Origin of the sequence: Vibrio neptunius, from assembly GCA_019339365.1 — a bacterium.
Classification (GTDB): Bacteria; Pseudomonadota; Gammaproteobacteria; order Enterobacterales; family Vibrionaceae; genus Vibrio; species Vibrio neptunius.
On the sequence record CP079859.1, the window covers coordinates 1,822,004 to 1,844,475 of the forward strand.

The 22,472-nt window shown below is 45.6% G+C and carries 18 protein-coding genes and 1 pseudogene; 9 read left to right on the top strand and 10 right to left on the bottom strand.

The features are described from left to right. The first annotated feature begins 1 nt into the window (after nucleotide 1). From KW548_08700 to pheT, 3 genes are all read left to right on the top strand, one after another. Complete coding sequence (locus KW548_08700) at nucleotides 2-1,183, top strand: hypothetical protein (GenBank protein ID QXX05348.1); 1,182 nt, start codon at nucleotides 2-4, stop codon at nucleotides 1,181-1,183. A gap of 337 nt (nucleotides 1,184-1,520) precedes the next feature. Next, the gene (gene pheS / locus KW548_08705) at nucleotides 1,521-2,504 is read left to right on the top strand and encodes a phenylalanine--tRNA ligase subunit alpha (GenBank protein ID QXX05349.1); all 984 of its coding nucleotides are present in this window, start codon (nucleotides 1,521-1,523) and stop codon (nucleotides 2,502-2,504) included. A gap of 18 nt (nucleotides 2,505-2,522) precedes the next feature. After that, on the top strand, nucleotides 2,523-4,928 hold the full coding sequence (pheT, locus tag KW548_08710) for a phenylalanine--tRNA ligase subunit beta (GenBank protein ID QXX05350.1): 2,406 nt from the start codon (nucleotides 2,523-2,525) through the stop codon (nucleotides 4,926-4,928). Nucleotides 4,929-5,000: 72 nt separating this feature from the next. On the opposite strand, the gene KW548_08715 is transcribed toward pheT, so the two are convergent. The 6 genes from KW548_08715 to KW548_08740 form a co-directional block, all read right to left on the bottom strand. Then, nucleotides 5,001-5,507 carry a DUF2165 domain-containing protein gene (locus KW548_08715; protein ID QXX05351.1) on the bottom strand — a complete coding sequence of 169 codons (507 nt, stop codon included), beginning with the start codon at nucleotides 5,505-5,507 and terminating at the stop codon, nucleotides 5,001-5,003. Beyond that, on the bottom strand, nucleotides 5,504-6,232 hold the full coding sequence (locus KW548_08720; protein ID QXX05352.1) for a metallophosphoesterase: 729 nt from the start codon (nucleotides 6,230-6,232) through the stop codon (nucleotides 5,504-5,506). The genes KW548_08715 and KW548_08720 overlap by 4 nt, the downstream gene beginning before the upstream one ends. Continuing rightward, nucleotides 6,210-6,842 (bottom strand): queuosine precursor transporter, encoded by a 633-nt coding sequence (locus tag KW548_08725; protein ID QXX05353.1) that lies wholly within the window; start codon nucleotides 6,840-6,842, stop codon nucleotides 6,210-6,212. The genes KW548_08720 and KW548_08725 overlap by 23 nt, the downstream gene beginning before the upstream one ends. Before the next feature lie 3 nt (nucleotides 6,843-6,845). Continuing rightward, nucleotides 6,846-7,166 (bottom strand): hypothetical protein, encoded by a 321-nt coding sequence (locus KW548_08730; GenBank protein QXX05354.1) that lies wholly within the window; start codon nucleotides 7,164-7,166, stop codon nucleotides 6,846-6,848. Further along, complete coding sequence (locus tag KW548_08735; GenBank protein ID QXX05355.1) at nucleotides 7,153-7,659, bottom strand: XRE family transcriptional regulator; 507 nt, start codon at nucleotides 7,657-7,659, stop codon at nucleotides 7,153-7,155. Before KW548_08735 ends, KW548_08730 begins: the two co-directional genes overlap by 14 nt. 335 nt (nucleotides 7,660-7,994) lie before the next feature. Continuing rightward, on the bottom strand, nucleotides 7,995-9,434 hold the full coding sequence (locus KW548_08740) for a sucrose-specific PTS transporter subunit IIBC (GenBank protein ID QXX05356.1): 1,440 nt from the start codon (nucleotides 9,432-9,434) through the stop codon (nucleotides 7,995-7,997). 238 nt (nucleotides 9,435-9,672) lie between these two features. On the opposite strand from KW548_08740, the gene KW548_08745 reads away from it, so the two are divergent. The 3 genes and pseudogenes from KW548_08745 (at nucleotide 9,673) to KW548_08755 (ending at nucleotide 14,196) form a co-directional block, all read left to right on the top strand. Beyond that, nucleotides 9,673-10,662, top strand: a complete 990-nt coding sequence (locus KW548_08745) for a LacI family transcriptional regulator (GenBank protein QXX05357.1) — start codon at nucleotides 9,673-9,675, stop codon at nucleotides 10,660-10,662. A gap of 306 nt (nucleotides 10,663-10,968) precedes the next feature. Beyond that, a pseudogene (locus tag KW548_08750) lies at nucleotides 10,969-12,349 on the top strand (carbohydrate porin). A 227-nt stretch (nucleotides 12,350-12,576) separates the two neighbouring features. Next, nucleotides 12,577-14,196, top strand: a complete 1,620-nt coding sequence (locus KW548_08755; protein ID QXX05358.1) for a glycoside hydrolase family 32 protein — start codon at nucleotides 12,577-12,579, stop codon at nucleotides 14,194-14,196. A gap of 181 nt (nucleotides 14,197-14,377) precedes the next feature. Here KW548_08755 and KW548_08760 read toward each other — a convergent pair whose 3' ends face one another. After that, entirely contained in the window at nucleotides 14,378-15,307 is a 930-nt protein-coding gene (locus tag KW548_08760) for an aminoimidazole riboside kinase (GenBank protein ID QXX08018.1), read from the bottom strand. Nucleotides 15,308-15,504: 197 nt separating this feature from the next. Here KW548_08760 and KW548_08765 point away from each other — a divergent pair, with 197 nt between their 5' ends. Further along, entirely contained in the window at nucleotides 15,505-16,503 is a 999-nt protein-coding gene (locus tag KW548_08765) for a LacI family DNA-binding transcriptional regulator (GenBank protein QXX05359.1), read from the top strand. Here the strand turns inward: KW548_08765 and KW548_08770 are convergent. Then, nucleotides 16,500-16,961, bottom strand: a complete 462-nt coding sequence (locus KW548_08770) for a hypothetical protein (protein ID QXX05360.1) — start codon at nucleotides 16,959-16,961, stop codon at nucleotides 16,500-16,502. The two genes, KW548_08765 and KW548_08770, sit on opposite strands and share 4 nt — an antisense overlap. A gap of 36 nt (nucleotides 16,962-16,997) precedes the next feature. Further along, nucleotides 16,998-18,338, bottom strand: coding sequence for an MATE family efflux transporter (locus tag KW548_08775; GenBank protein ID QXX05361.1), 1,341 nt, complete (start codon nucleotides 18,336-18,338; stop codon nucleotides 16,998-17,000). Between the two features lie 104 nt (nucleotides 18,339-18,442). Between KW548_08775 and KW548_08780 the strand changes: the two genes are divergently transcribed. After that, the gene (locus tag KW548_08780; GenBank protein QXX05362.1) at nucleotides 18,443-19,399 is read left to right on the top strand and encodes a LysR family transcriptional regulator; all 957 of its coding nucleotides are present in this window, start codon (nucleotides 18,443-18,445) and stop codon (nucleotides 19,397-19,399) included. A gap of 71 nt (nucleotides 19,400-19,470) precedes the next feature. On the opposite strand, the gene dld is transcribed toward KW548_08780, so the two are convergent. Beyond that, a complete protein-coding gene (dld, locus tag KW548_08785; protein ID QXX05363.1) occupies nucleotides 19,471-21,180 on the bottom strand; it encodes a D-lactate dehydrogenase in 1,710 nt (569 codons plus the stop codon). Between the two features lie 682 nt (nucleotides 21,181-21,862). On the opposite strand from dld, the gene KW548_08790 reads away from it, so the two are divergent. Further along, nucleotides 21,863-22,387 (top strand): TetR/AcrR family transcriptional regulator, encoded by a 525-nt coding sequence (locus KW548_08790; protein QXX05364.1) that lies wholly within the window; start codon nucleotides 21,863-21,865, stop codon nucleotides 22,385-22,387. Nucleotides 22,388-22,472 lie beyond the last annotated feature (85 nt).

The window sequence follows — 22,472 nt, forward strand, 5'->3', positions numbered from 1 at the left end:
TATGAGAAAAATATGGAGTAAGACAGGTCGCCTCGCGGCCTGTGTATCGCTGACGCTAGCTGCCTTACATTGCCATGGTGTCGAGCTCTCAGGTCAGGTCAATCTTGAGCATCGACAGTTCTTTTCCGACGGACTTCAGGGGCAAGGTAAAGGTCAAAGTTCAATCGTCTTACAGCCTGAATTTTATTGGCAGATTGATGACAATTCAGATTTTACCTTCACGCCTTTTTATCGTTTAGACAGCGAAGATGATGAGCGAAGTCACGGCGACATTCGAGAAGCGCTTTATTTAACCTACTGGGACGACTACGAGCTGCGTGCCGGGATCGGAAAGGTTTTCTGGGGCGTTACTGAGTCGGCACATCTGGTCGATGTAGTGAATCAAACCGATTCGATTGAAGCGGTGGATGGCGAAGACAAGCTAGGGCAACCCATGTTGCACCTGACTTCAGTCAAAGATTGGGGAATTCTTGACGCGATGCTTCTTCCTTACTTCCGTGAACGTACCTTTGCAGGCCAAGACGGGCGTTTGAGGACGACATTGCCAGTGTCAGAGAATGCGGTGTATGAATCTTCGCGTGAGGAGCAGCACGTTGATTATGCACTGAGATACACCCAGATGTTTGGAGATTGGGATCTAGGGTTAAGCTACTTTCAAGGGACCAATCGTGATCCGTATTTCCGCCTTCAAGGAACTGACTTGAAGCCTTACTACGCGCAGGCGAAGCAAGTCGGCGTGGATGTTCAAGGCATTGTCGGCGACTGGCTATGGAAGCTCGAGAGCATCTATCGTGACAGTTTTGATCACCACATTGGGCTGGTTTCAGGGTTTGAATACACCATTGTTGGTGCATTGGAAAGTGTTTGGGATGTCGGGCTTATCACAGAGTATCTCTATGACAGTCGAGGCAACAATGCTCAAAGTACAGGTCAAAACGATGTGTTCATCGGTTCACGTTTCGAGTTGAACGATGAGGATGGTACTGAAATATTACTCGGATTCACTCAGGATCTGGATAACAGTGACGTGTTCAGTGCTAAGTTGGAGGCTTCGAGTCGATTGACCAATCACCTTAAATGGCGAGTCGATGGTTGGTGGTTTGAGAATGAAACACCTGACGACTTATTGTACTTCGCGCGTAAGGATGACTTCATTGAAGTGTCGCTAGAGTATTATTTTTAAGTGACAACTCAGTAGTACATTTTTCAATGGGTCTTTGTGGTCATTCTTAGGGGGCGACTGTGCTCCCTTTGTTGTATTTAAGTCTTTAGCATCGCGGTATTCCTCTGTACTGTGAGGTATCACGTTTGTCTCTAAAACACTCAGTTTTAGGCTTAAATGGCTGAGCGTGATGAAAGTGAACAATCATTAAGCTGCTTTTTTACCCAAAGAGAGGTCGAATCCCGATTTCAGATTGGATTTAAACCTCGCTTTCGTTACTATGTACAGCTATCTTAAAATACCAAAAATCCCTCGCGGGAACCCTTATGGAAACTACCTAAAGGTAGATGAGGAAACGATGCAACATCTAGAAGAGATCATTGCTAACGCGAACGCCGCTATTGAAGCAGCAGATTCGTTAGTTGCACTTGATGAAGTGCGTGTTCAGTATCTAGGTAAGAAAGGTGAGCTAACGGCTCAACTTCAAAGCCTAGGTAAACTACCACCAGAAGAGCGCCGTGAAGCTGGTCAAGAGATCAACAAAGCGAAAGGCGTTGTTCAACAAGCGATCGCAGCTCGTAAAGATGCGCTACAACGTGCAGAACTAGAAGCGAAGCTAGCAGCAGAAACTATCGACGTGACTCTACCGGGTCGTCGTATCGAGAACGGTGGTCTACACCCTGTTACTCGTACTGTTGAGCGTATTGAACAGTTCTTTGGTGAGCTAGGCTTTAACACTGAGTCTGGTCCTGAGATTGAAGATGCATTCCACAACTTTGATGCACTAAACATCGCAGAAGATCACCCAGCGCGTACTGACCACGACACGTTCTTCTTTAACCCAGACCTAATGCTACGTACTCACACGTCTGGCGTTCAGATCCGTACGATGGAAAATGGCAAACCACCATTCCGCTTCATCGCACCGGGACGTGTTTACCGTAACGACTACGACCAAACGCACACGCCAATGTTCCACCAAGTGGAAGGCATGCTAGTAGACGAGAACGTAAACTTCGCACAGCTTAAAGGCATCCTGCACGACTTCCTATGTAACTTCTTTGAAGAAGAAGTGGAAGTGCGTTTCCGTCCTTCTTACTTCCCATTCACTGAGCCTTCAGCTGAAGTAGATGTGAAAGGTAAAAACGGTAAATGGCTTGAAGTTCTAGGTTGTGGCATGGTTCACCCGAACGTACTTCGCAGCGTAGGCATCGACCCTGAGAAATACTCTGGCTTTGCATTTGGTATGGGCGTTGAGCGTCTAACTATGCTTCGTTACGGCGTAAACGATCTTCGTGCGTTCTTCGAGAACGACCTTCGTTTCCTAAAACAGTTCAAGTAATCCAGGGGAACCATCACTATGAAATTTAGCGAATCTTGGCTTCGTGAGTGGGTAAGCCCTGCGGTATCGACTGACGAACTTACACACCAAATCACAATGGCGGGTCTAGAAGTAGACGACGTACTACCTGTAGCTGGTTCTTTCACTGGCGTTAAAGTAGGTAAAGTGGTTGAGTGTGGTCAACACCCAGACGCTGACAAACTACGTGTAACTAAAGTAGATGTTGGCGCTGAAGAACTTCTAGACATCGTTTGTGGCGCATCTAACTGTCGCCTAGGTATCAAAGTTGCTGTAGCAACGGTTGGTGCTGTTCTACCAGGCGATTTCAAAATCAAAAAAGCAAAACTACGTGGTCAACCATCACACGGCATGCTGTGTTCATTCTCTGAACTAGGTATCGACGTTGAATCTGATGGCATCATGGAACTAGCAGAAGACGCAGTAATCGGTACTGATTTCCGCGAATTCCTAGGTCTAGACGACGTAACAGTAGACGTAGACCTAACGGCTAACCGCGCGGACTGTTTCAGCATCCGTGGTATGGCGCGTGAAGTTGGCGTTCTAAACCGTGCTGACGTAACTGAGCCTGCAGTAAACGCAGTAGATCCAGCGATTGATGACACGGTTTCTATCGAAGTGAAAGCGACAGCTGCATGTCCACGTTACCTTGGCCGTGTGGTTAAGAACGTAAACGTTAAAGCTGAAACACCACTTTGGATGCAAGAAAAACTGCGCCGTTGTGGTATCCGTTCTATCGATCCAGTAGTAGACATCACTAACTTTATTCTTCTAGAGCAAGGCCAGCCAATGCACGCATTTGATCTTGCTAAGATTGAAGGCGGCATCGTGGTTCGTATGGCAGAGCAGGGCGAGAAGCTAACTCTTCTAGACGGCAACGAAGCTGAGCTAAACGCAGATACTCTAGTTGTCGCAGACTACAACAAAGCCCTTGCTATCGCAGGTATCTTTGGCGGTGAAGAGTCTGGTGTAACCACTGAAACTAAAGACGTACTACTTGAATGTGCGTTCTTCGCACCAGACCACATCCGTGGCCGCGCGCGTAGCTACGGTCTACACACAGATTCTTCAATGCGTTTTGAGCGTGGTGTGGATTTCGCACTACAAACAAGCGCAATGGAGCGTGCAACAGAGCTTCTAGTTGAGATCTGTGGCGGTGAAGTAGCCCCTGTTGTTGCAGTAGAGTCAGAAGCTGACCTACCAAAAGCAAACACAGTATCACTACGTCGCACTAAGCTAGACAGCCTACTAGGCCACCACATTGCAGACAGCGATGTTGTTGAAATCCTAGAGCGTCTTGGCCTAACTGTTGAAACAACAGATGCAGGTTGGACAGCAACTGCACCGACATGGCGTTTTGATATCGCAATCGAGCAAGACCTAATTGAAGAAGTAGGTCGTATCTACGGTTACGATAACATTCCTAACCAAAACCCAGCGGCAGCACTTAAGATGCACGACCACGTTGAAGCGAACATCCCGCTAAAACGCGTTCGTAACCTTCTTGTTGACCGTGGTTACCAAGAAGCGATCACTTACAGCTTCGTTGAGCCAGAGCAGCAAAAGCTTGTTGTTCCAGGTGTTGAACCGCTAATCCTGCCATTCCCAATCTCTGCGGACATGTCAGCAATGCGTCTAGGCCTAATTCAAGGTCTACTAAACACTGTGGTTCACAACCAGAAGCGTCAACAGCCGCGCGTTCGTCTATTCGAATACGGCCTACGTTTCATCCCTTGTGAGTCGGCTGAAAACGGTATGCGCCAAGAGCCTATGCTTGCTGGTGTTATCGCAGGTACTCGCAGCGAAGAGCACTGGGACATCGAAACCAACACAGTTGATTTCTTTGATCTGAAAGGCGATCTAGAAGCGGTTCTTGAGCTAACAGCAAATGAAGCCGCTTACGCTTTCGCAGCGCTTTCTGCTGAAGACAAAGCAGCGAACCCAGCGCTTCACCCAGGTCAATCTGCAGCTATCATCGTTGATGGCAAGCAAGTTGGTGTGATTGGTACCGTTCACCCTGAGCTAGAGCGTAAGTTTGGTCTAAACGGCCGTACTATCGTATTCGAAGTGGAATGGTCTGCAATCAGCACTAAAGTGATCCCTGAAGCAGTACAGCTTTCTAAGTTCCCATCAAACCGTCGTGACATCGCGGTAGTTGTTGACGAAGCAGTCGCTTCTGGCGACATCGTTGCAGCATGTCTTGAGCAAGGTGGCGAGTTCCTGAAAGATGCGAAACTGTTCGACGTTTACGTTGGTAAAGGCGTTGAAGAAGGTAAGAAGAGCCTAGCAATCGCGCTAACGCTACAATCTGTAGAGCGCACGCTTGAAGATGCCGACATCGCTGGCGCGGTTGACGCTATCGTTGCTCACGTATCTGACAAGTTTGGTGCGTCACTGCGTGACTAATCACTTCTGATTAGATAGTAAAAACCCTGCTTAGTTAGCAGGGTTTTTTATTGCTATTAGTATAGCAATGAACTAATCGTTATTTGGTCTTGGCATCAGGACATAAATCAACGTCAGAATGATAAACATCGCGAAGGTGTATGCCTTCATTTGTCCATTCCATGAGTTTGCCCACATCGAAAACCATTCAGCGCCAACCACGCCGAAACCGAAATACCACACACCTAAAGCGACGGTAACACCAGCTACATAGAACGCCTGACCTTTGGAGAATCCGGCCGCTTCACGTTTGAAGAACATAATTATAGCGCCGACAACGCACAAAGCGCCTGCAAGGAATTCAAGTGCGATGATCAGATTGTAAAACACAGTATGAAGTGTTGGAGAAGTGATCGCACGCCCATACAGGTTATCGCCTGTAAAAAATGCCTTCATTTGGTCCATAGCTAATACGTGTTGTACAAATTGGAAGTTTGTATTGTAGTCAATCACATTGTTATAGCTGACCAGCACACAGAAGATCCCCACATACATCGCGACAACGGCTTTCGAAATATCGAGAACCAAGCTTAATCTCATAGCACAACCTCATTTACAGTTATTGTTTGTTTTGAAATAGTAAATTTGTTCATTCCGATACGTTCACTTCGATTGTATTCAGGAATGGAGTGATCAAATCCATAAGCGGTTGCTGGCGCCATGTACTGCGTAACACCTTCTTTGGTGCAGGTAATATGATCATGACCATGACCACAAATAACTTCTCTGACACCAGATTGCTTAAGGATGTTGAATATCTGTTGGTCGTTCTCAAGGCAGATGGCTTTCATCCACTCTGAGCCAACACGAATCACTGGGTGATGTACGACCACAATAGGGTTTTTCTTCTTGCGGATTTGCTTTCTCAGGTGAGCGATACCGCGATTGTCAATTCTGCCAGAGCCGAGAGGGTGTTGAGCATCAATAGGCTTCTGGCTTGAATCAAGGAAGATGAAATCACGCCCTGCAATCTCACATTGATCCACCACCTGAATCAAAGAGCCCTTCAGCTCATCTTTCATCAAAACGATATCATCATGGTTACCTGCAATGGCATAAACCTGTTTTTTACTATCAACGTGCTGGGAAACAAAACTCAGCAGCTTTGTATAATCGCCTGATTTAGGGCCACAGCAGATATCACCGGTCAGCAGAATTGTGTCGCAATCACTATCAGCATTTGCAACATCCAGCGCCTTCCCAAGGTTTTTGAAGCTCGACTCATCGCTCAAATGGCAATCGCTAATTTGAAACACAGTATTCATGCTTGTTCCTGATAAGATTGATAATTAAGAGAGTGGGACCCAATAGAACCAGCTGAGCGACGAGTTTTTTAATACTCGCCCAGAACATAATGTCCATCAGTAGGCTGCTTGCTTTAACACCCCAGAAAGCCAGGATGAGGAATAGGTTTACGTCGGCGAGGGCGACGATCAGTGTCGCTAACGCAATTCTTATTGCGATACTCTCAATTTTCAGTGAATTAAACAGTACACCAAACAGAAACATCGAAACAAAGTAGGCGCACAGTGAGGATAAATAAATACGGTAGTTACTGAGATTGTAGATGAGGTCAAAACTCTTGTTGTAAGTCGACTCGGCGTTGACGCCGGGCAGAATCGCTGCAATGTACATCAGGCTGATAAACGACAGATAACCGAAATAGGCAAAGGTAATACACTTGAAGTACACATCTGGAGAGCGTGTCGCCATGATGATGGAAGAGAAGAGGTAAACAAACGGATAGGTGAAGAATCCCGCAGTTAGGTGGATACCGAAGAATTCAACAGCTTTTGCTGCAGCCATGTTTGAAGCGGTTAGGAAACAGAACAGACCGAGCGTAGCAAGCATGGTCGATCTTTCGAGTACGTTCATTGATTATTGCTCCATTTGGCGATAGATAGCGACAAAGTTTTCATTACTAATATTGAGCTCTTGTCTGATTGAAGGGGTAAGCAGGCTTTTCATCGTCACAGTTACTGGAATATCAGATATTTCCATTTCGATGGTTTTGTCTTTTACATTGATCGCACGGATCCGTTTATCGGAAATCGAATACTTTCCGTTGTGAAGATCGACGTCGTGTTTATCAATATAAGCGTGGCGAAACATCTCTTTATCTATAAAACCCACCAGTCCATCGATGGAATAGAGCTGAGATCGTTTTTTTCTTATTTTGAAGAAGTTATATTTTGACATTCTTAAGCTGCATTATTGGATAATCATTATTGTGAATTATTCTATTGGAAGAGATAAATAAAAAATTATCATCTTCTTCAATGGCTTTTCTCAAGACTATTTCACCAGTTTCTGTGAGACAAATGTAGTGATTTTTATTCTTCAAAGGTGGTGTGAACTTTTCAAAAATCAATTGGCTACTTTTGGGTAAAGTATCAATAAGTTGGTTGTTTTTAATGAATATGTCGACACCTTCATGTTGAGCCAGCCTAATAATTTCAGGTTGTAACGAGTCAAAATGATGAGGTGTTTCTGCTTCATCAGAAAGATCGGAGAAAGTGATGTTGTAATAATCACAGATCTTCCCAACCGTATCTATAGTAGGGTTACTATTCTTGCCAGAATATAGACTGTACAGCGTGCTGTACTTAATGCCCATTTCTTGAGCGAGGAACTTCACACCACCTGTGTCATGCTTACTCTCTGTGATAAGCCTAATTATTTTATCTATCATTTAATTGCCAACCAAACGTGATTTAATTCATGCTTGTAATTCATTAAAATAAATTTCTTTGATTTATTCTATTCTAATGTGTAATTTTTATATGATCCCCGAGAATCTAAATGTTTTTAGGCTATTAATCCAGAGTTAATTATAAGTTAATTGATCTGATTAAAGTCGTCACCTGTTAATCGGGACATAGTTGTATTATTGCCAATTATATTCTCCATTTTTGGAATCATAGCCCGCCTTTTGGTGGGCTTTTTTCATTCAAGATAAAATACCCCGCCTTAGGCGGGTAGGAGTGAGCTAAAAAACATGTTTTAGCTACGGGGGACTGCTCTCATCTATGTTGTTGCAGCGTTGCCTGACTCTTGGCCGGAGCGAGCACCAAGTACGAGTGTTAGAGCAAACGCTATAACGAATGAAATAGCCATGCCTGTGACATAGTAGCCTAGCTTGTCAGGCACAATCGAAATCACGCCAGGTAGACCTGCAGCACCTAATGCCTGAGCTTTGACGTTAAACAGAGTAATAAATGCACTGGCCGATGCCGCTCCGATAATCGCCGCAATAAACGGATAACGCAGCTTAAGATTGACACCAAACATGGCTGGCTCGGTAATACCCAGTAGGGCAGTGACCCCCGAAGGCATTGCAATGCCTTTAAGTTTGTTGTCCTTAGTGGTAAAGCCAACCGCCAATGCTGCAGCACCTTGTGCGATGTTAGACATGGCAGCGATAGGGAAAATAAAGGTGCCGCCAGTGACTGCAATATCTGCGAGCAACTGAGTTTCAATTGCGATAAAGCTATGGTGCATGCCGGTAATCACAAACGGTGCGTAGATGAAGCCGAACAGTGCGCCGCCAATGAAACCAGCAGAATCGTATAGCCAGTTGAGACCATCGCCAAGCAGGAAACCAATATCACGCGTGATTGGGCCAACCAATGTAAAGGTCAGGAAACCCGTGATAAAAATAGCCAGCATCGGCGTTAGGAGGTTATCCAGCACAGAAGGAATTACCTTGCGTAGGCCATTTTCAACCTTGGCAAGTATGAAGGCAGAAACCAATACAGGTAGAACTGAACCTTGATAACCGACTTTTTGGATTTCGAAACCAAAGATGTTCCACGTCGGGATTGTCCCAGCTACGCTTGCTCCACCGAATCCCCAGCCGTTCAGCAGATCTGGGTGTACCATCAGCATACCCAGAGCAGCCCCGAGGAACGGGTTTCCACCAAATTTTTTACTGGCAGAAAACGCTAATAAAACAGGAAGGTAAACAAAAGGTGCGTTAGCGAATGTGTTGATCATGCTAGCGAGATCAGCAAGCCCTGGGTTGGCATCAATCAGAGATTGACCGTCAATGAAGAGGCCTTTCGCTGTCAGTACGTTGAACAGACCCATCAACAGACCACCAGCGACAATTGCAGGGATGATAGGTACAAAAATGTCGGATAAACCTTTCACTGCACGCTGAATGATATTCTGTTTCTGTGCACCCGCACTGGCTACATCGTTGGTCGACATGTCTGCCATGCCCGTTAGCTTCGCCATTTCAGCGTGTACCTGATTAACAATGCCTGAACCAAAAATGATTTGATATTGTCCAGCAACTTTGAATTGGCCTTTGACGCCATCTAAGTTACTGATCGCTTCTTCATTGATGATTGAATCGTCTTTCAGTGCAAGGCGCAGTCGCGTCGCGCAGTGGGCGAGTGCTTGAAGGTTGTCTTTACCTCCAAGTAACTCCAGCAGCTCTCTGGCAATTTTTGGATAATTCATTCCAAACCCCGATTATTATTTTGCTAATAATTTATAGTTCAAAAAGGCAGTAAATTTTTCTGGGAACGTTTGCAAAATGAATTTTTCTCTATCTGTCAGCGTCAGTCAAAGGGTAATAAAAGGTATTGTGAGTTGGATCGGCTAAACTTTTTTGCTAAACCGATTGTGCGAAGTGGAAATTCCGTCAGATTCTGGTAACTTTTGCAAACATTCCCAATAACTTAATGAAGGCATAGACATGGCAAGCCTGCACGATGTCGCCAGACTGGCCGGAGTATCTAAATCCACAGTCTCTCGTGTGATCAACAACGAGTATGGTGTAAAAGAAGCGACCAAGTTGAAAGTCATGAAAGCTGTCGACGAAGTGGGCTATGTGGTCAATCAAGTGGCGAAAGATCTCAAATCACAGAAAACCAATTTGGTGGGTGTCATTGTGCCGCGAGTTTCATCTAATGCCACGTCTCAAGGTGTTGATGGCCTAAGCCGCATATTCGAAAAGGCAGGAAAGCATGTTTTGCTGGCCAGCACTCAGCAATCCGATTCGAAAGAGATCGAGTTCATTCGCTTATTCAATCAAAAGCGAGTGGAGGGTATTGTTCTGTATGCGACACACATTGACACTCAGTTGGTTGAAGCCATTGCTCAGTCAAGAGCTCCGATTGTTCTAATTGGCCAGGACGGTTCACTATTTAATATCCCGAGTATTGTCCATGATGATCTGCGTGTAGGGTACGAAGCAGGAAAGCGCTTGCTCAATGCTGGATGCGAAAATATCGGATTTATTGGAGTAGCGGATTCAGACCTCGCCGTAGATAAACAGCGTTCTGATGGATTGAAGCAAGCGCTTACGATGCACAGTGAACAAGCGTTATTGTTCCATTGTCACGGAGAGTTCAGCATTGAATCTGGTTATGCCAATATGCGGCGTCTTATCAAAGAATATCCTCAGGTTGATGGTGTTTTTTGTGCAACTGACCGAATTGCCATTGGTGCAATTAAAGCACTGCAGGAAGAAAACATAGTGGTTGGTGAGCAAGTTAAAATACTGGGAGTAGGTAATGATGAGCTTGGTTTTGTTGTATCTCCAAGTTTGTCGACGTTTAGTTATCCATTTGATAAAGCAGGAGAAAGTGGTGCATCTGTGCTGCTTGAATTGATTGAGGGTAAACCTCAGGTGATGAGTAAAGTGGTACTCACTTTTCAGAATATACAGCGCGAAACCTGCTAGCTTTTCTACGCCTGAACTTGGTTTCAGGCGTTTTTATTCCCACATATGAAAATCCTATCATCATATAAGATCACACTTCTATAGATATTCGTGATGAGTATTCTATTTTTATAATTAATTTCGGGAACGTTACCGAAATTATATTTATAGTCCACTCACTATCACTGAGGTGAAGTAAATAAATCGAGAACGAGTATTGAGGTTTATAGACCTAAAATTCGACGATTCGCATTGGTTGTGAATTAACTGGGAACGTTTGCTGCTGAATCCAAGTTATTTACTCAATGGAGAATTAGAATGAACAATATGAAGTCTTTACTTACGTGTGCTGTCACTCTGGCAATCACACCTAATGCCTTTTCTCAAGACGATATGGCTTCTCTTGAAGCAAGGATCTCGGAACTAGAAAGCCGCCTAGCTCAAACAGAGCAAGTAGCAAAAGAGGCTGAAAAATCTGCCGGAAGCTTTGAGTTCCACGGTTATGCGCGAGCAGGATTGTTGATTAATGATAGCCTGAATGGTGCGACAGGAAGTGGCCCATACATGACGGCGGCAGGAACCTTAGGTGCTCCGGTTGGACGTCTTGGCCTTGAAGATGATAACTATCTGGAAGCCAACCTTGTTCATCATCGCGTGGCCGAAGATGGTTCAAAAGCGTATTACAAAATCATGCTGGCGGACAGTGTCGAGACTAACAATGAATGGACAGCAAGCGATAGTCAGCTAAACGTTCGACAGGTGTACACAGAGTTCTCTGATTTAACCTGGTTTAGCGGTGCGTTTGAAGAGGCGAAGATCTGGGCGGGTAAGAGATTTGATAGAGACAATTTCGATATCCATTTCTTTGATTCTGACATCGTATTTCTCTCTGGTACGGGCGCCGGTCTGTATGACGTGAAACTAGGTGAGGACTGGAAAGCAAACTTCTCTCTTTATGGCCGCGATTTTGGCGAAATCGATAGTTCAAGTACTGATGTGGAGAACTATGTTGCGACTATGAACAACTACTTTGGCTCATGGCAGTTAATGCTCAACGCGATGAAATCAAACGATAATGCAGACCGCTCAACCAGCTCATCGTCACCCACAGAGCGAGCAGAAGACGGCCTACATGCAATGTTAGCCTACCATGGCAATGACTTTTTCGGTGTCAGCGAGGGCTTCTCGAAGTCTGGTGTATTGATTGGCCAGGGCCTTGGTGCATCACTCAAAGGTATTGGCTCTGATGGTGATCTGAATGATGATGCTCAGGCAGTTCGAATCTTTAGTTATGGCGTCACTAAATTCTCCGATAACTGGCGCATCGCACCCGCATTTATGGCTGAGATGAGCAAAGATCGTGTTAAAGATAACGATGAATTCCTATGGGCATCTGTTAACGTTCGATTGGCTCAAGAGCTAAATGCGAACTTTGAGATGGTTTATGAAGGTTCCTATCAGTACATGAATCTAGATAACAGCGTGGAAAAAGCAGACGGTAGCTTCTACAAGTTAACGGTGGCTCCGACTGTGAAGCTGGCGACATCAGCTGGATTCTTTGACCGCCCTGAAATTCGCTTTGCTGTCAGTTACGTTGACTGGAGTGAAGATCTCAGACAACTATTCAGTAAGCTTGGATTCAGGTGCCAGCACAATGGGGCAAGGTGGTGAAACCTTGTTTGCCCTACAAATGGAAACTTGGTTCTAGCCCCGAGCTTTCAAAGAATCATTGCTCGATAAAAAGGCTTCCGGTCAGGTGCTAGCTTAGTGCCGGAAGCCATTTTCAATTTCTGAATCTCACCGGATTCTGCGTATTTATTTTCGTTTCGATACACTCTGTCACCATCTGAATAGTGAAGGCGAGTATCTGCAGATCTTGTTCAAATAGAACAAATAGTGTATTTTGCAAACGTTCCCAATTTTTAGGTTTTAAAGATGTCGATTGAAAGCCTGATCACCCAGTGTGGTGGTGAGACAAACATAACAAGAGTTCTGATGCCGCAAGGTCGATTGATATTTGCAATCAGAGATTGTTCGCGAGTGGCGAGCATGGTGTCAGGTTCTCAAATCAAAATTGTACTAGGTGAATATCAAGTAGAGTTCCCAATTCCAGACTCAATGAGCCCCGCCGATCTGCTGTCTATAGGACAGCGTATCGGCGGAAAACAAAGATTGGAGCTTGAACACGCGCTCGACGCGGTTAACTGTCCGTTTCGACCCGATTGGCATATTTCTCCGCCACAGGGGTTACTCAACGATCCTAACGGTTTTGTTTATCATGAAGGGCAGTATCACTTGTTTTATCAATGGTATCCTCATGGCTGTACCCACAAGGACAAATACTGGGCACATTTAACCAGCAAAAACTTGATTGAATGGCAGTGGCAACCAGTTGCGCTCACACCATCTGACTGGTTTGATAGCCATGGTGTCTTTTCTGGGCACGCACTCAGTCATGGCTCTGAGTTGATGCTGTTCTATACAGGTAATGCTCGTATTGGCGAGAATCGCGAACGTCACACAACTCAGTGTCTTGCCACATCCAAAGATGGTGTGAATTTCGATAAACATGGGCCGGTTATCAGTGAGTTACCCGATGGAGTTACCGCACACATTCGCGACCCTAAAATCGTCCGACATCAAAACCAATGGTTTATGTTGTTAGGTGCACAAACTACGCACCTAAAAGGACGCCTAGCTGTTTACACCTCAACAGATCTTAGGACCTGGAAGTTTGATGCGCTTTATGGTGAAGAGCTGGGGGATTTTGGTTACATGTGGGAGTGTCCTGACATGTTTGAACTCGATGGGCAGATGTTTGTCGTCATTGGGCCACAAGGGATTGAGTCTTTCTCTAAGCACAATACGATTCCTCATCACAACGGGATTGCTAAAGCTTGTTTGGAAAACGGTTTATCTTTGTCGCAGTTTGAACACCTGGATCACGGTTTCGATTTTTACGCTCCCCAGACACTTGAAACACCGGATGGTCGGCGGGTCATGTGTGGCTGGATGGGATTACCTGATGAAGTTGACCAACCAAGCAGCGAAAATGGTTGGGTGCATCAGCTCACTTGTATGCGTGAGCTGAGTTACCAAAACGGACAACTGAACCAATGGCCTGTTAAGGAGCTCGACGAGCTCGTTCAAAGACAATGCTACATTGAGTTAAGCGACGAGCCTTATCGCTTGGATCGTAACTCGTTCGATCTTGAAGTTGAGCTTGATTGGGGGCAAAGCCTGAATTTGTTTGAAAGTAGCCAGCACAAAGTTGTTTTGTACGCGGATGAAGATCGCCAAACACTGATATTGGACCGCAGCCAGACACTGAATCGAGCGGTAGATACTAAAAGAGAGCTCAAGATCGATGCAGATAAGATTCAACTGCGCATTCTTGCCGATACTTCCTCAATAGAAGTGTTCATCAACCACGGCCTAGCAGTGATGACATCACGAGTTTTCGTTGAGCAGGCAGCGACAGGTATTTCACTGTTGCATGGCTGTCAGACCGCCAGATTAAAAACACTCAAAGCAGCACGACCGCCATTTGCTTGATTAGGTAACGGACTGCGGCGGTGGATTGGCGTAACCGGAGTTCAGACATTGAAGCTGTACTTGGAGATGACGTCAACCGCGCAGTTGAAGTGTTCCCTGAATTGTTGAGGTTCCGTAGGTGAGTTAGGCGATAAAAAGGCAGAACCCTCTGCCTTTTCTCTTATCCAGAATTTCCTTCCAACTACCTCTGAATATACTCCTCAAGAGCCTGATAGGAAGGTAGAGCAGTCATAGCGCCTTTCTGCGTAGTAGCAAGTGCGCCACAGCCATTAGCCCATTTTACCGCAGACTGAATGACCTCGAGCTGCTGCCAGTCATTATATTGAGACAACTTAGCGAGCAAGCCTCCGACAAAAGCATCGCCTGCACCTGTAGTATCAATGGGTGATACTGCTTGGCTGGCAATAAGCTGTTGTGTTTTTTCAAACAGGACTAACGCACCTTTTGCCCCCTGAGTGATTAAGACCAGTGTATTTTTAAACGGTTCCAGTGCTTCCACACCTTGTTCAAGGGTATCGCTACCGGTCAAAAACAGCAGTTCATCATCGGAAAACTTGACGACATCGGCTAGCGCAATAGCTTCACGTACGATAGGTTTGAGCTCTTCTGGGTTTGCCCACACTTCTTCTCTTAAGTTAGGGTCAAAACTTACATATCCACCTGCGGCTTTAATCTGACGCATCGCTTCCAGTGTGCTGCTGCGACTTGGCTCGTTCGCTAGCGCAATTGAGCATACGTGCAGCCACTGACCCTGGGTGAAGGCCGGCAGGTCACTGGTTTCAAGGAATTGGTCTGCACTGGGCTTGACCATAAAGGTAAAACTTCGCTCGCCAGAATCATCAAGATCAACTATGACGGTTGAAGTGCGCTGTGCTTCGTCGAGTATCATCATCTGCGTATCGACTTGCTCTTGCTTGAGTGTCTGTTGCATAAAACGGCCAAGGGGATCTTGCCCGACACGACCAATAAAAGCGACGTCACCTTCCAATCTGGCGATGGCGACTGCCACATTAGCAGGCGCGCCACCTGGGCATTTCAAGTAGCTGGACTCGCTATCTGGAATCAGGTCTACAACGGCATCTCCTGTTACCCAAACTCTGTTCTTCATCATCATTGCATCTCTTACTTAACTAAATTAAGCTGATTGTATGGCTAAAACGGTTTAGCGATCTAGGTTTGCAGAGATCATTTATCACGATAAAGATCAAATTGTGATCATTGTCAGAGTCTAAACATGAGAGCACAGTGTCGTTGATAGAGCTAGCAGCAAGGCAGGCTGATAAAGACACCGAGTAGGAAAAGAGAATAATGGCAGGTAAAAAGCTGAAATTGGCAGATATCGCAGCATTAGCGGGTGTTTCCAAGTCAACAGTGAGCTTTGTGCTCAATGGACACGCAAAAAAGCACCGTATTCATGAAGACACGGTGGAGAAAGTACAGGCTATTGCTGAACAGTATCATTACAAGCCAAGTATCTACGCCAGAGCGCTCAAGTCTAAGCAGACCTATACCGTAGGCTTAGTCATTCCGGATTTAGCGAACATGGGTTTTGCGAACATTGCTAAACGGTTGGAAATACTGTGTCGGAATAATGGTTATCAGCTACTTATCGCCTCGTCCGACGATGATCATGAACAGGAACAGCAGGCAGTAAAGAGCTTGATTGAACGGCAGGTGGATGTCCTGTTAGTGGCAACTTGCATGATGGATGACACCTTCTATCAACCTATCAGCCCAAGCACTCCAGTCATTTTCTTTGACCGTATATTAGAAGATAGCCATTTCATCAATATCAAAACCAATGCTGAACAAGCGACGAAGGAAGTGGTGGCTCAATTAGCCTTAAGTGGTGAAGAGTGCGTGTATATCGGTGGTCAGCTTAACTTGTCTACGAGCCGAGATCGTTTTAAGGGTTATCAGCTCGGGCTTAAGGATGCAGGTGTGCGTTTTGATGATCGCTACGTGTATACCAAGGATTATCAACCTGAGTCAGGCTACGAGCTCATGGCACTGGCTGTAGAAGATCTAGGGCGTCTACCTAAAGCCGTGTATACCGCCTCGTATTCATTGTTGGAAGGGGTTTTGCGTTTTTTGACCGAGAAGAACATGCTGGGTGAAGATATTCGCTTGGCGACCTTCGATAACTACGACATTCTGGATTGCTTACCCGTGAAAATTGACTCGGTTGAACAGGACTGTGAGCTGATTGCTCAGACACTATTTGATTACGGGCAAACCATTCTAAAGCAGCCGCAGATGAAAACAGGAATTACGGTATTGCCCGCAAGAATTCATCGTAGGCGCTAATCTCTTGATTGGTCTTGCATCTCGATATTTGCGGCTGTGAACCTTGATATCGGTGATTTGTCTTTGGATTGATACCAAAAGGCTGGCATTGCGTTGAGAAGGCCTGCTTGTTTTAAGGCGTTCTTTTCTGCTTTGGTAATGGTCACATAATCCAGAAGGCTGTCGAGAATACGGCGTAATGCTCTTGGTGTGAGTAAACCATCACGCCAGTAACGTTTGATTTCTCCGGTGATCACTTCGTGTGGGACTAACGGCTCAAGCTCAGCGTGCTTAATGATAGTGAGGGAGCGTGAACGAGGGCAATGTTGCCGGGCGAGTTCCCAATCTGGCTTGCCTTTCTTGGTGAGGTAACTTTCCCGGAAGCAAAAGTAGCTGAAATAAAATCGCTCGATGCTATGCCAGCGTTCGGCCTTTACTTCCAGAAAAATATGTTCAAATTCAATATCGAGGTCTGTCATCGCTTCTCTCACTCATGGTCGAAGCGATACTACCGACTAACCCATGGCTACGGCAAGAGAATCTGTATGGCGTTGCTTCTTAATCGCTAGCAGAAGCTGAACAAGTAACAGCACACCTGTGACACCTAGACCAATACCGATACCACCCCAGATGCCGCCTAAACCAAAGTCTGGCAGTAGCAACCATGCAGCAGGCAGACCAAACAGCCAGTAGCCGACAGCCGTCACTACAGTCGGGCCAACAACGATCTTCATGCCGCGAAGCAGGTTAATCGCCAGTAGCTGCCATGCATCAACAATGAAAGATAATGCGACTACCCATAGAACGGCGACGAGTAGTGTTGAAAGCTCAGAATCCAGATTGAAAATGGAGCCGATCAGCTCAGGCCATAACATGAAGACACCTGCCAGCACTGCGCTGATCATTGTCGTCAGGCCAAAGCTACGCAGGGCTGTGCGCTTAATACCATCATAGTCTTCCGCCCCATAGTCCTGCCCGACCAAAATTGCAGCGGCTTGCGAGAAACCAAAGTTGATGTTCCAGGTGAAGCTCAGGCATTGCAGCAAAATTTGGTGCAATGCGAGTGCGGCGATGCTGATGGTGCCTGCCATCAAGGTGCCACCGTAAATCAGGCCGTGTTCAAGCAGCGCAGCCAGTGCAATAGGCAATCCCATCGCCAGTAAAGGTTTAAGCAATGATAGCGAGTATTCTTCTGTATTTTTCCACGGCGCAAACGGCTGGTATTCAGGGCGTTTAAACACCCAGTAGCCGTAGCCCATCATTACAATGAACGCTGCTAAAGCGGTACCCGCGCCAAGTCCTGCCAAGCCAAGCTCTAGCTGGAAAGCAAGCAAATAGCTGATAGGTACGTTGAGCACAACGGTGAGTAATGACATCACCATGATCGAGCGAACATTACCAAGCGCACTGGTTAAGCCGCGCAACACCAGTAGCATCAGAGACGGCAACATGGCCCATTTTAATGCGTCTAGGTATGCCATAGCTGGGCCAGCGAGCTCTTGAGGCTGCTTCGCCAGTGCCAGTAGTTGCGGTGCATATGCAAAACACAAGGTTAAGATCGCAGACAGGATCACCGTCAGTAGTACAGCCCCTTTTACGGCTAAGCGGATTTGCTGATTGCCGTATTCCGGTCTCGCAATACGTTGACCATAAGCAATGGCAATTAAATTCGCCACACAACCCACGGTGCTGCTCGCCACAATAAAGACGAAACTGTAGATGGATGCACCCAATCCTCCAGCTGCTAGCGCAGACACACTGAGTCGCGACATCATCCAGACATCAGTCAGAACCAGTGCCATTGCGATGAGCTGCGAAATTATCAGTGGAAATGCCAGAGAGAGAATTTTTTTCATTGTGTGCCTCGTGATCGTTATCACAATAAGGTACGAGTTTGCTGACTAGCCTTCAAATGACATTTATGCCACTCTTACATGAGTTCAGATCATGCGAGTGAATTATGTCCCCTTATGACCGTCTCCCTTATTCACACAACGGATTGAAAGTCTTTGAATCTGTGGCACGCCTTATGAGCTTTACCAAAGCGGCTGATGAGCTTAATGTTACCCAAAGTGCAGTCAGTCGTCAGATAAAACAACTTGAAGATGAGCTAGAAGCATCTCTAGTGAGCCGAAAACACCGAGCGATTGAGTTAACGACGCAAGGGAAAGACCTCTATGAAGTGCTACGTAAAAACTACATTGCATTGGATAGCTTGATAGCTCAGTGGGCGTTACCGAATAAGAAGCGTATTGTGATAAAAAGTGCGCTCAGTTATGCCACGCGTATTCTGATGCCTAAGGTTGCGATGCTCAATGAGCGATATCCTGAACACGAGATTGTTATCATCCCATCGATTGAAGAAGATCCACCGCTTGATTCTGAAGACTGCGATCTGCTGATCGTGAACACGCGAAAGCGTGAGCGATACCAGAATCGCTCAGATGTGACCTTCCTTCGCGATGAGTTTATGGCGCCAGTTTACGCTGAATCTCTCTCTAAGCAGCATATTCAGTTAAGTGACGTTCTGACGTTGCCACATTTGCATGCGACTCTCGATCACCAAGATTGGAAAAACTGGTTAAACAACGCTGATCTGCAAGGGGCGAAAAAGGGTAGGGATACCGTATTTTTCAGCTTGGATTTAGCGCTAAGTGCATGTTTGTCCGGTCAGGGAGTAACAGTGACAGACCTGCTGTTGGTATTACCTGAACTCAAGCGTGAGTTTCTTAAATGCCCTGAACAGCTCTCACTTCAACATAGTGACTGGCAGTACTACTGCTGCCAACGTAATCATTCTCCCATGATCAGTGAGATTCTTAACTGGTTGGTCGAACAGACTCAAGATGAGATTAATCAGCTTAAAGTGCTGTGCGACAAATTTGGCTGGAGCCAGAATAACGTAGCTTTGGGGTAATGCAGCAGAGTGAGAAAGCCTCTGAGCTCTTTGAGTTAAGAACTGAAAAAGCTCAGAGTTAAATAAGCCCGTTAACCGCCACAGCAACTGCAGTTACGTTTGTACTTACTCATCTTGCCAATACCTGGATTAAAGGTGTTAGTAGGATCCAACGAGTGGTAGAACTCCTGAAGCTGTTTTTCTGCTTCATAAAGGTGGCCAACGTTATGCTCTGCTGGGTATTTCGCGCCTTTCTGAGTTAAAAGTTCAAGCATTTTCTGTTTGATCTTCTTTGTGTCTGCGCCTTTTCTGAAGATGTAATCCTGATGGAAGACATGACACATAAAGTGACCGTAGTAGAGACCCATAACTAAGTCTTTAGTGATCTCTTCTGGTAGCTGTTCCACCCAGTCAATGTCGTTTCGGCGCAGAGCAATATCCAGCGCCAGAATGTCTTCCACTTCATTGGAGTGAATGGTTTCATAGCGAATCGCAGCACCCGCGGCCGCAAAGCGATGAAGCAGAGCTTTCTTGCCTTCATCTGCATCACAAACAAAGTACTCACATCCGTCCTGCTTAGACCAGACGTTCTCCAGGTACTCTTTCGCTTCATCGATACCACCATCACTCATTTTTAGGATCAGATGGTGTTGGTACTTGTCTCTGAATTCCAGCATGCGCTTAGGAAGGTGCTGTGGAAACAGCTTGCTGAGCCAGTAAAGCGTAATATCTGGCAAATCTTTAGAAACAAACGGTATGCGTTTGAGAATCGACTCTACTTTTGCTTTTAGCGCAAAGAACTTAGGCAATTTGTCAGTGCCTAGGTGATGAATCGACAGGAAAACATCTTTACCGTAAGTTTCTGCCAAATTGAAAATGTCGCGATGCATGTATTCGCCCATTTCTGGCAAATGTTTAAAGCCACTGAGCATGTCACGGCGCAGCATCGTCATTTTCGCTGGATCGCTACAGCCGATGTAGAAAAGCTGTTCTTTTTCAGCGACAGGGTTGGTATCGACACGGACTGCAAACACTGCCAGCTTACCTGCACAGCCACTGGCTTCAAACAGGCGTCTGGAATCAGCATTAAAACGGGAAGGGGTTTCAGCATCGACGTCACGAACGCGAGCCTCGTACTCTTTGTCTGATGCCATGGCTTCATTGTGGACAATCTTAGACGGGTCAAAGTTGCCTTGTTCAACATTGGTCAGGATCTCTTCTGGCGTTTCACCAAGGCCTTCGATCCCCAAATGATTTACAAGTTCTAGTTTGCCCTCTTTGGTAACTTGGCCAAATAGCGCCAATTCCGTATACGCAGGGCCACGTTTGACCAAAGCACCACCGGAGTTGTTGGCAATACCACCAACAACGGTCGCCCCAATTGAAGAAGAACCAATCACGGAATGAGGCGCACGATTAACGGACTTGAGTTTTTTCTCAAGTTGATGAAGGCTCACACCTGGTAAACTGATGATCTGCTCGCCATTTTCAATCAAATGCAGCGAATTGATGCGCATGATATTGATCACTACCACTTCACGGTCGTAATCATCGCCACTTGGTGCAGAGCCTTCGGTTAGACCAGTTTTGGCGGCTTGCATGATCACAATGCAGTTCGCTTCTACTGCAGCCTGAAGCAGACGCCACTGCTCAACTAATGAACCAGGAAACACAACCGCCAGCGCTTTGCCTTTACCCGAGCGGAAGCCTGAGCGGTAATATTCGGTTTTTTTGTGATCAGTTAACACATGGTCTTGGCCGACAATGTTGATGAATGTCTGAATTAGCGCTTGATTACTCATGGCGTCCCTTTTGCTTCCTTTGTGACGTGCTTGTTACTTTCTGGTTTTGGATATTTTAAATTCGAATCTCATTTCGAACCAGAAGTGAAAATTCATAGCTGCGAGCTTTCTCGGTCAATAAAACACGCCTTAGAAGCTAAGTCACCAATTATCAACTACTTAAGTGATTGTCATTCATCTATTATTGGAATAAGTGTTATTGTCTTGTTCCAAAATGAACATAATCAATGCACGTTAAGTTGTAAAAATTAAGTGATCAAACCCTCACTTAACCCAATGATGAGTCGCGAGAGCAAGGCAAACAGTTACGAGCGAACATGACCGAATTGCCCCACCTATTTGAGTCGTATTCATTACTTAGACTCATTTAGTTAAGGAAGACATTAGCATTTTCTTCATTACTTTTCTTACCTCCGCACCTCCAATGATGGCAAGAAACAACAGACCGCCAGGGATCAAAATTGACATCAGTATTGGTCTTAAAACGTAAGAGAAGCAAAACAAGATCGGTATGAACACTAACCACTGAACCAAAAGGGTGATGGCTTTCTTAAAAGAGTCTTTCATTATAATTTCCACATTTAATAATTGAGCGTGCTCAATTATTAAATGAGCGTGCTCAATTTGTCAACTCATCTGGGGACAGGTATGATCTAACAGCAATATTTGGGATGAAGAAATCATGGGAAAGAGAGAACAAACGCGACAACGGATCCTTAGCGCTGCGTGGGAACTTTTTGAAGCGCAGGGCTATCAGGAAACGTCGACACGTCAAATAGCAAGGCAAGCAAGAGTGGCTGATGGTACGGTCTTTAGCCATTTTGAAAATAAGCTCGCGATATTGCGTGAAGGTATGCTAGCTCAGCTTACTGAGATGGCTGACCAGGGAATATCCAACTCAGATAACGACGTAATGGCAATTGGGCTGAGGTTTGCAACAACCTATTATGGTTACTATTTTGCTAATGTGAACTTAAGTCGAGCGCTGCTCAAAGAAGTTATTTGGGATATGGATTACTACCAATCTTACAATGATGCTGTATTTGCAAACTCAAACTTGTCGACCAAGGGAGCGGAAAGAATACCGCTAATTATGGACTGTTATTTTATGACTCTGATTACTCACCTCAGTCGACCAGAGCCTAACTTAACAGCCGCCTTGCAAGAACTTGAGGATAAGTATCGTAAAATTTTCAATATCGTCTAGTCGAAGCGTGTATCAATGACCACACCTTTTAATACAATGCTCTGACAAAGGCTTACAAAGAATATGTACAACTTATTGAAAGTTT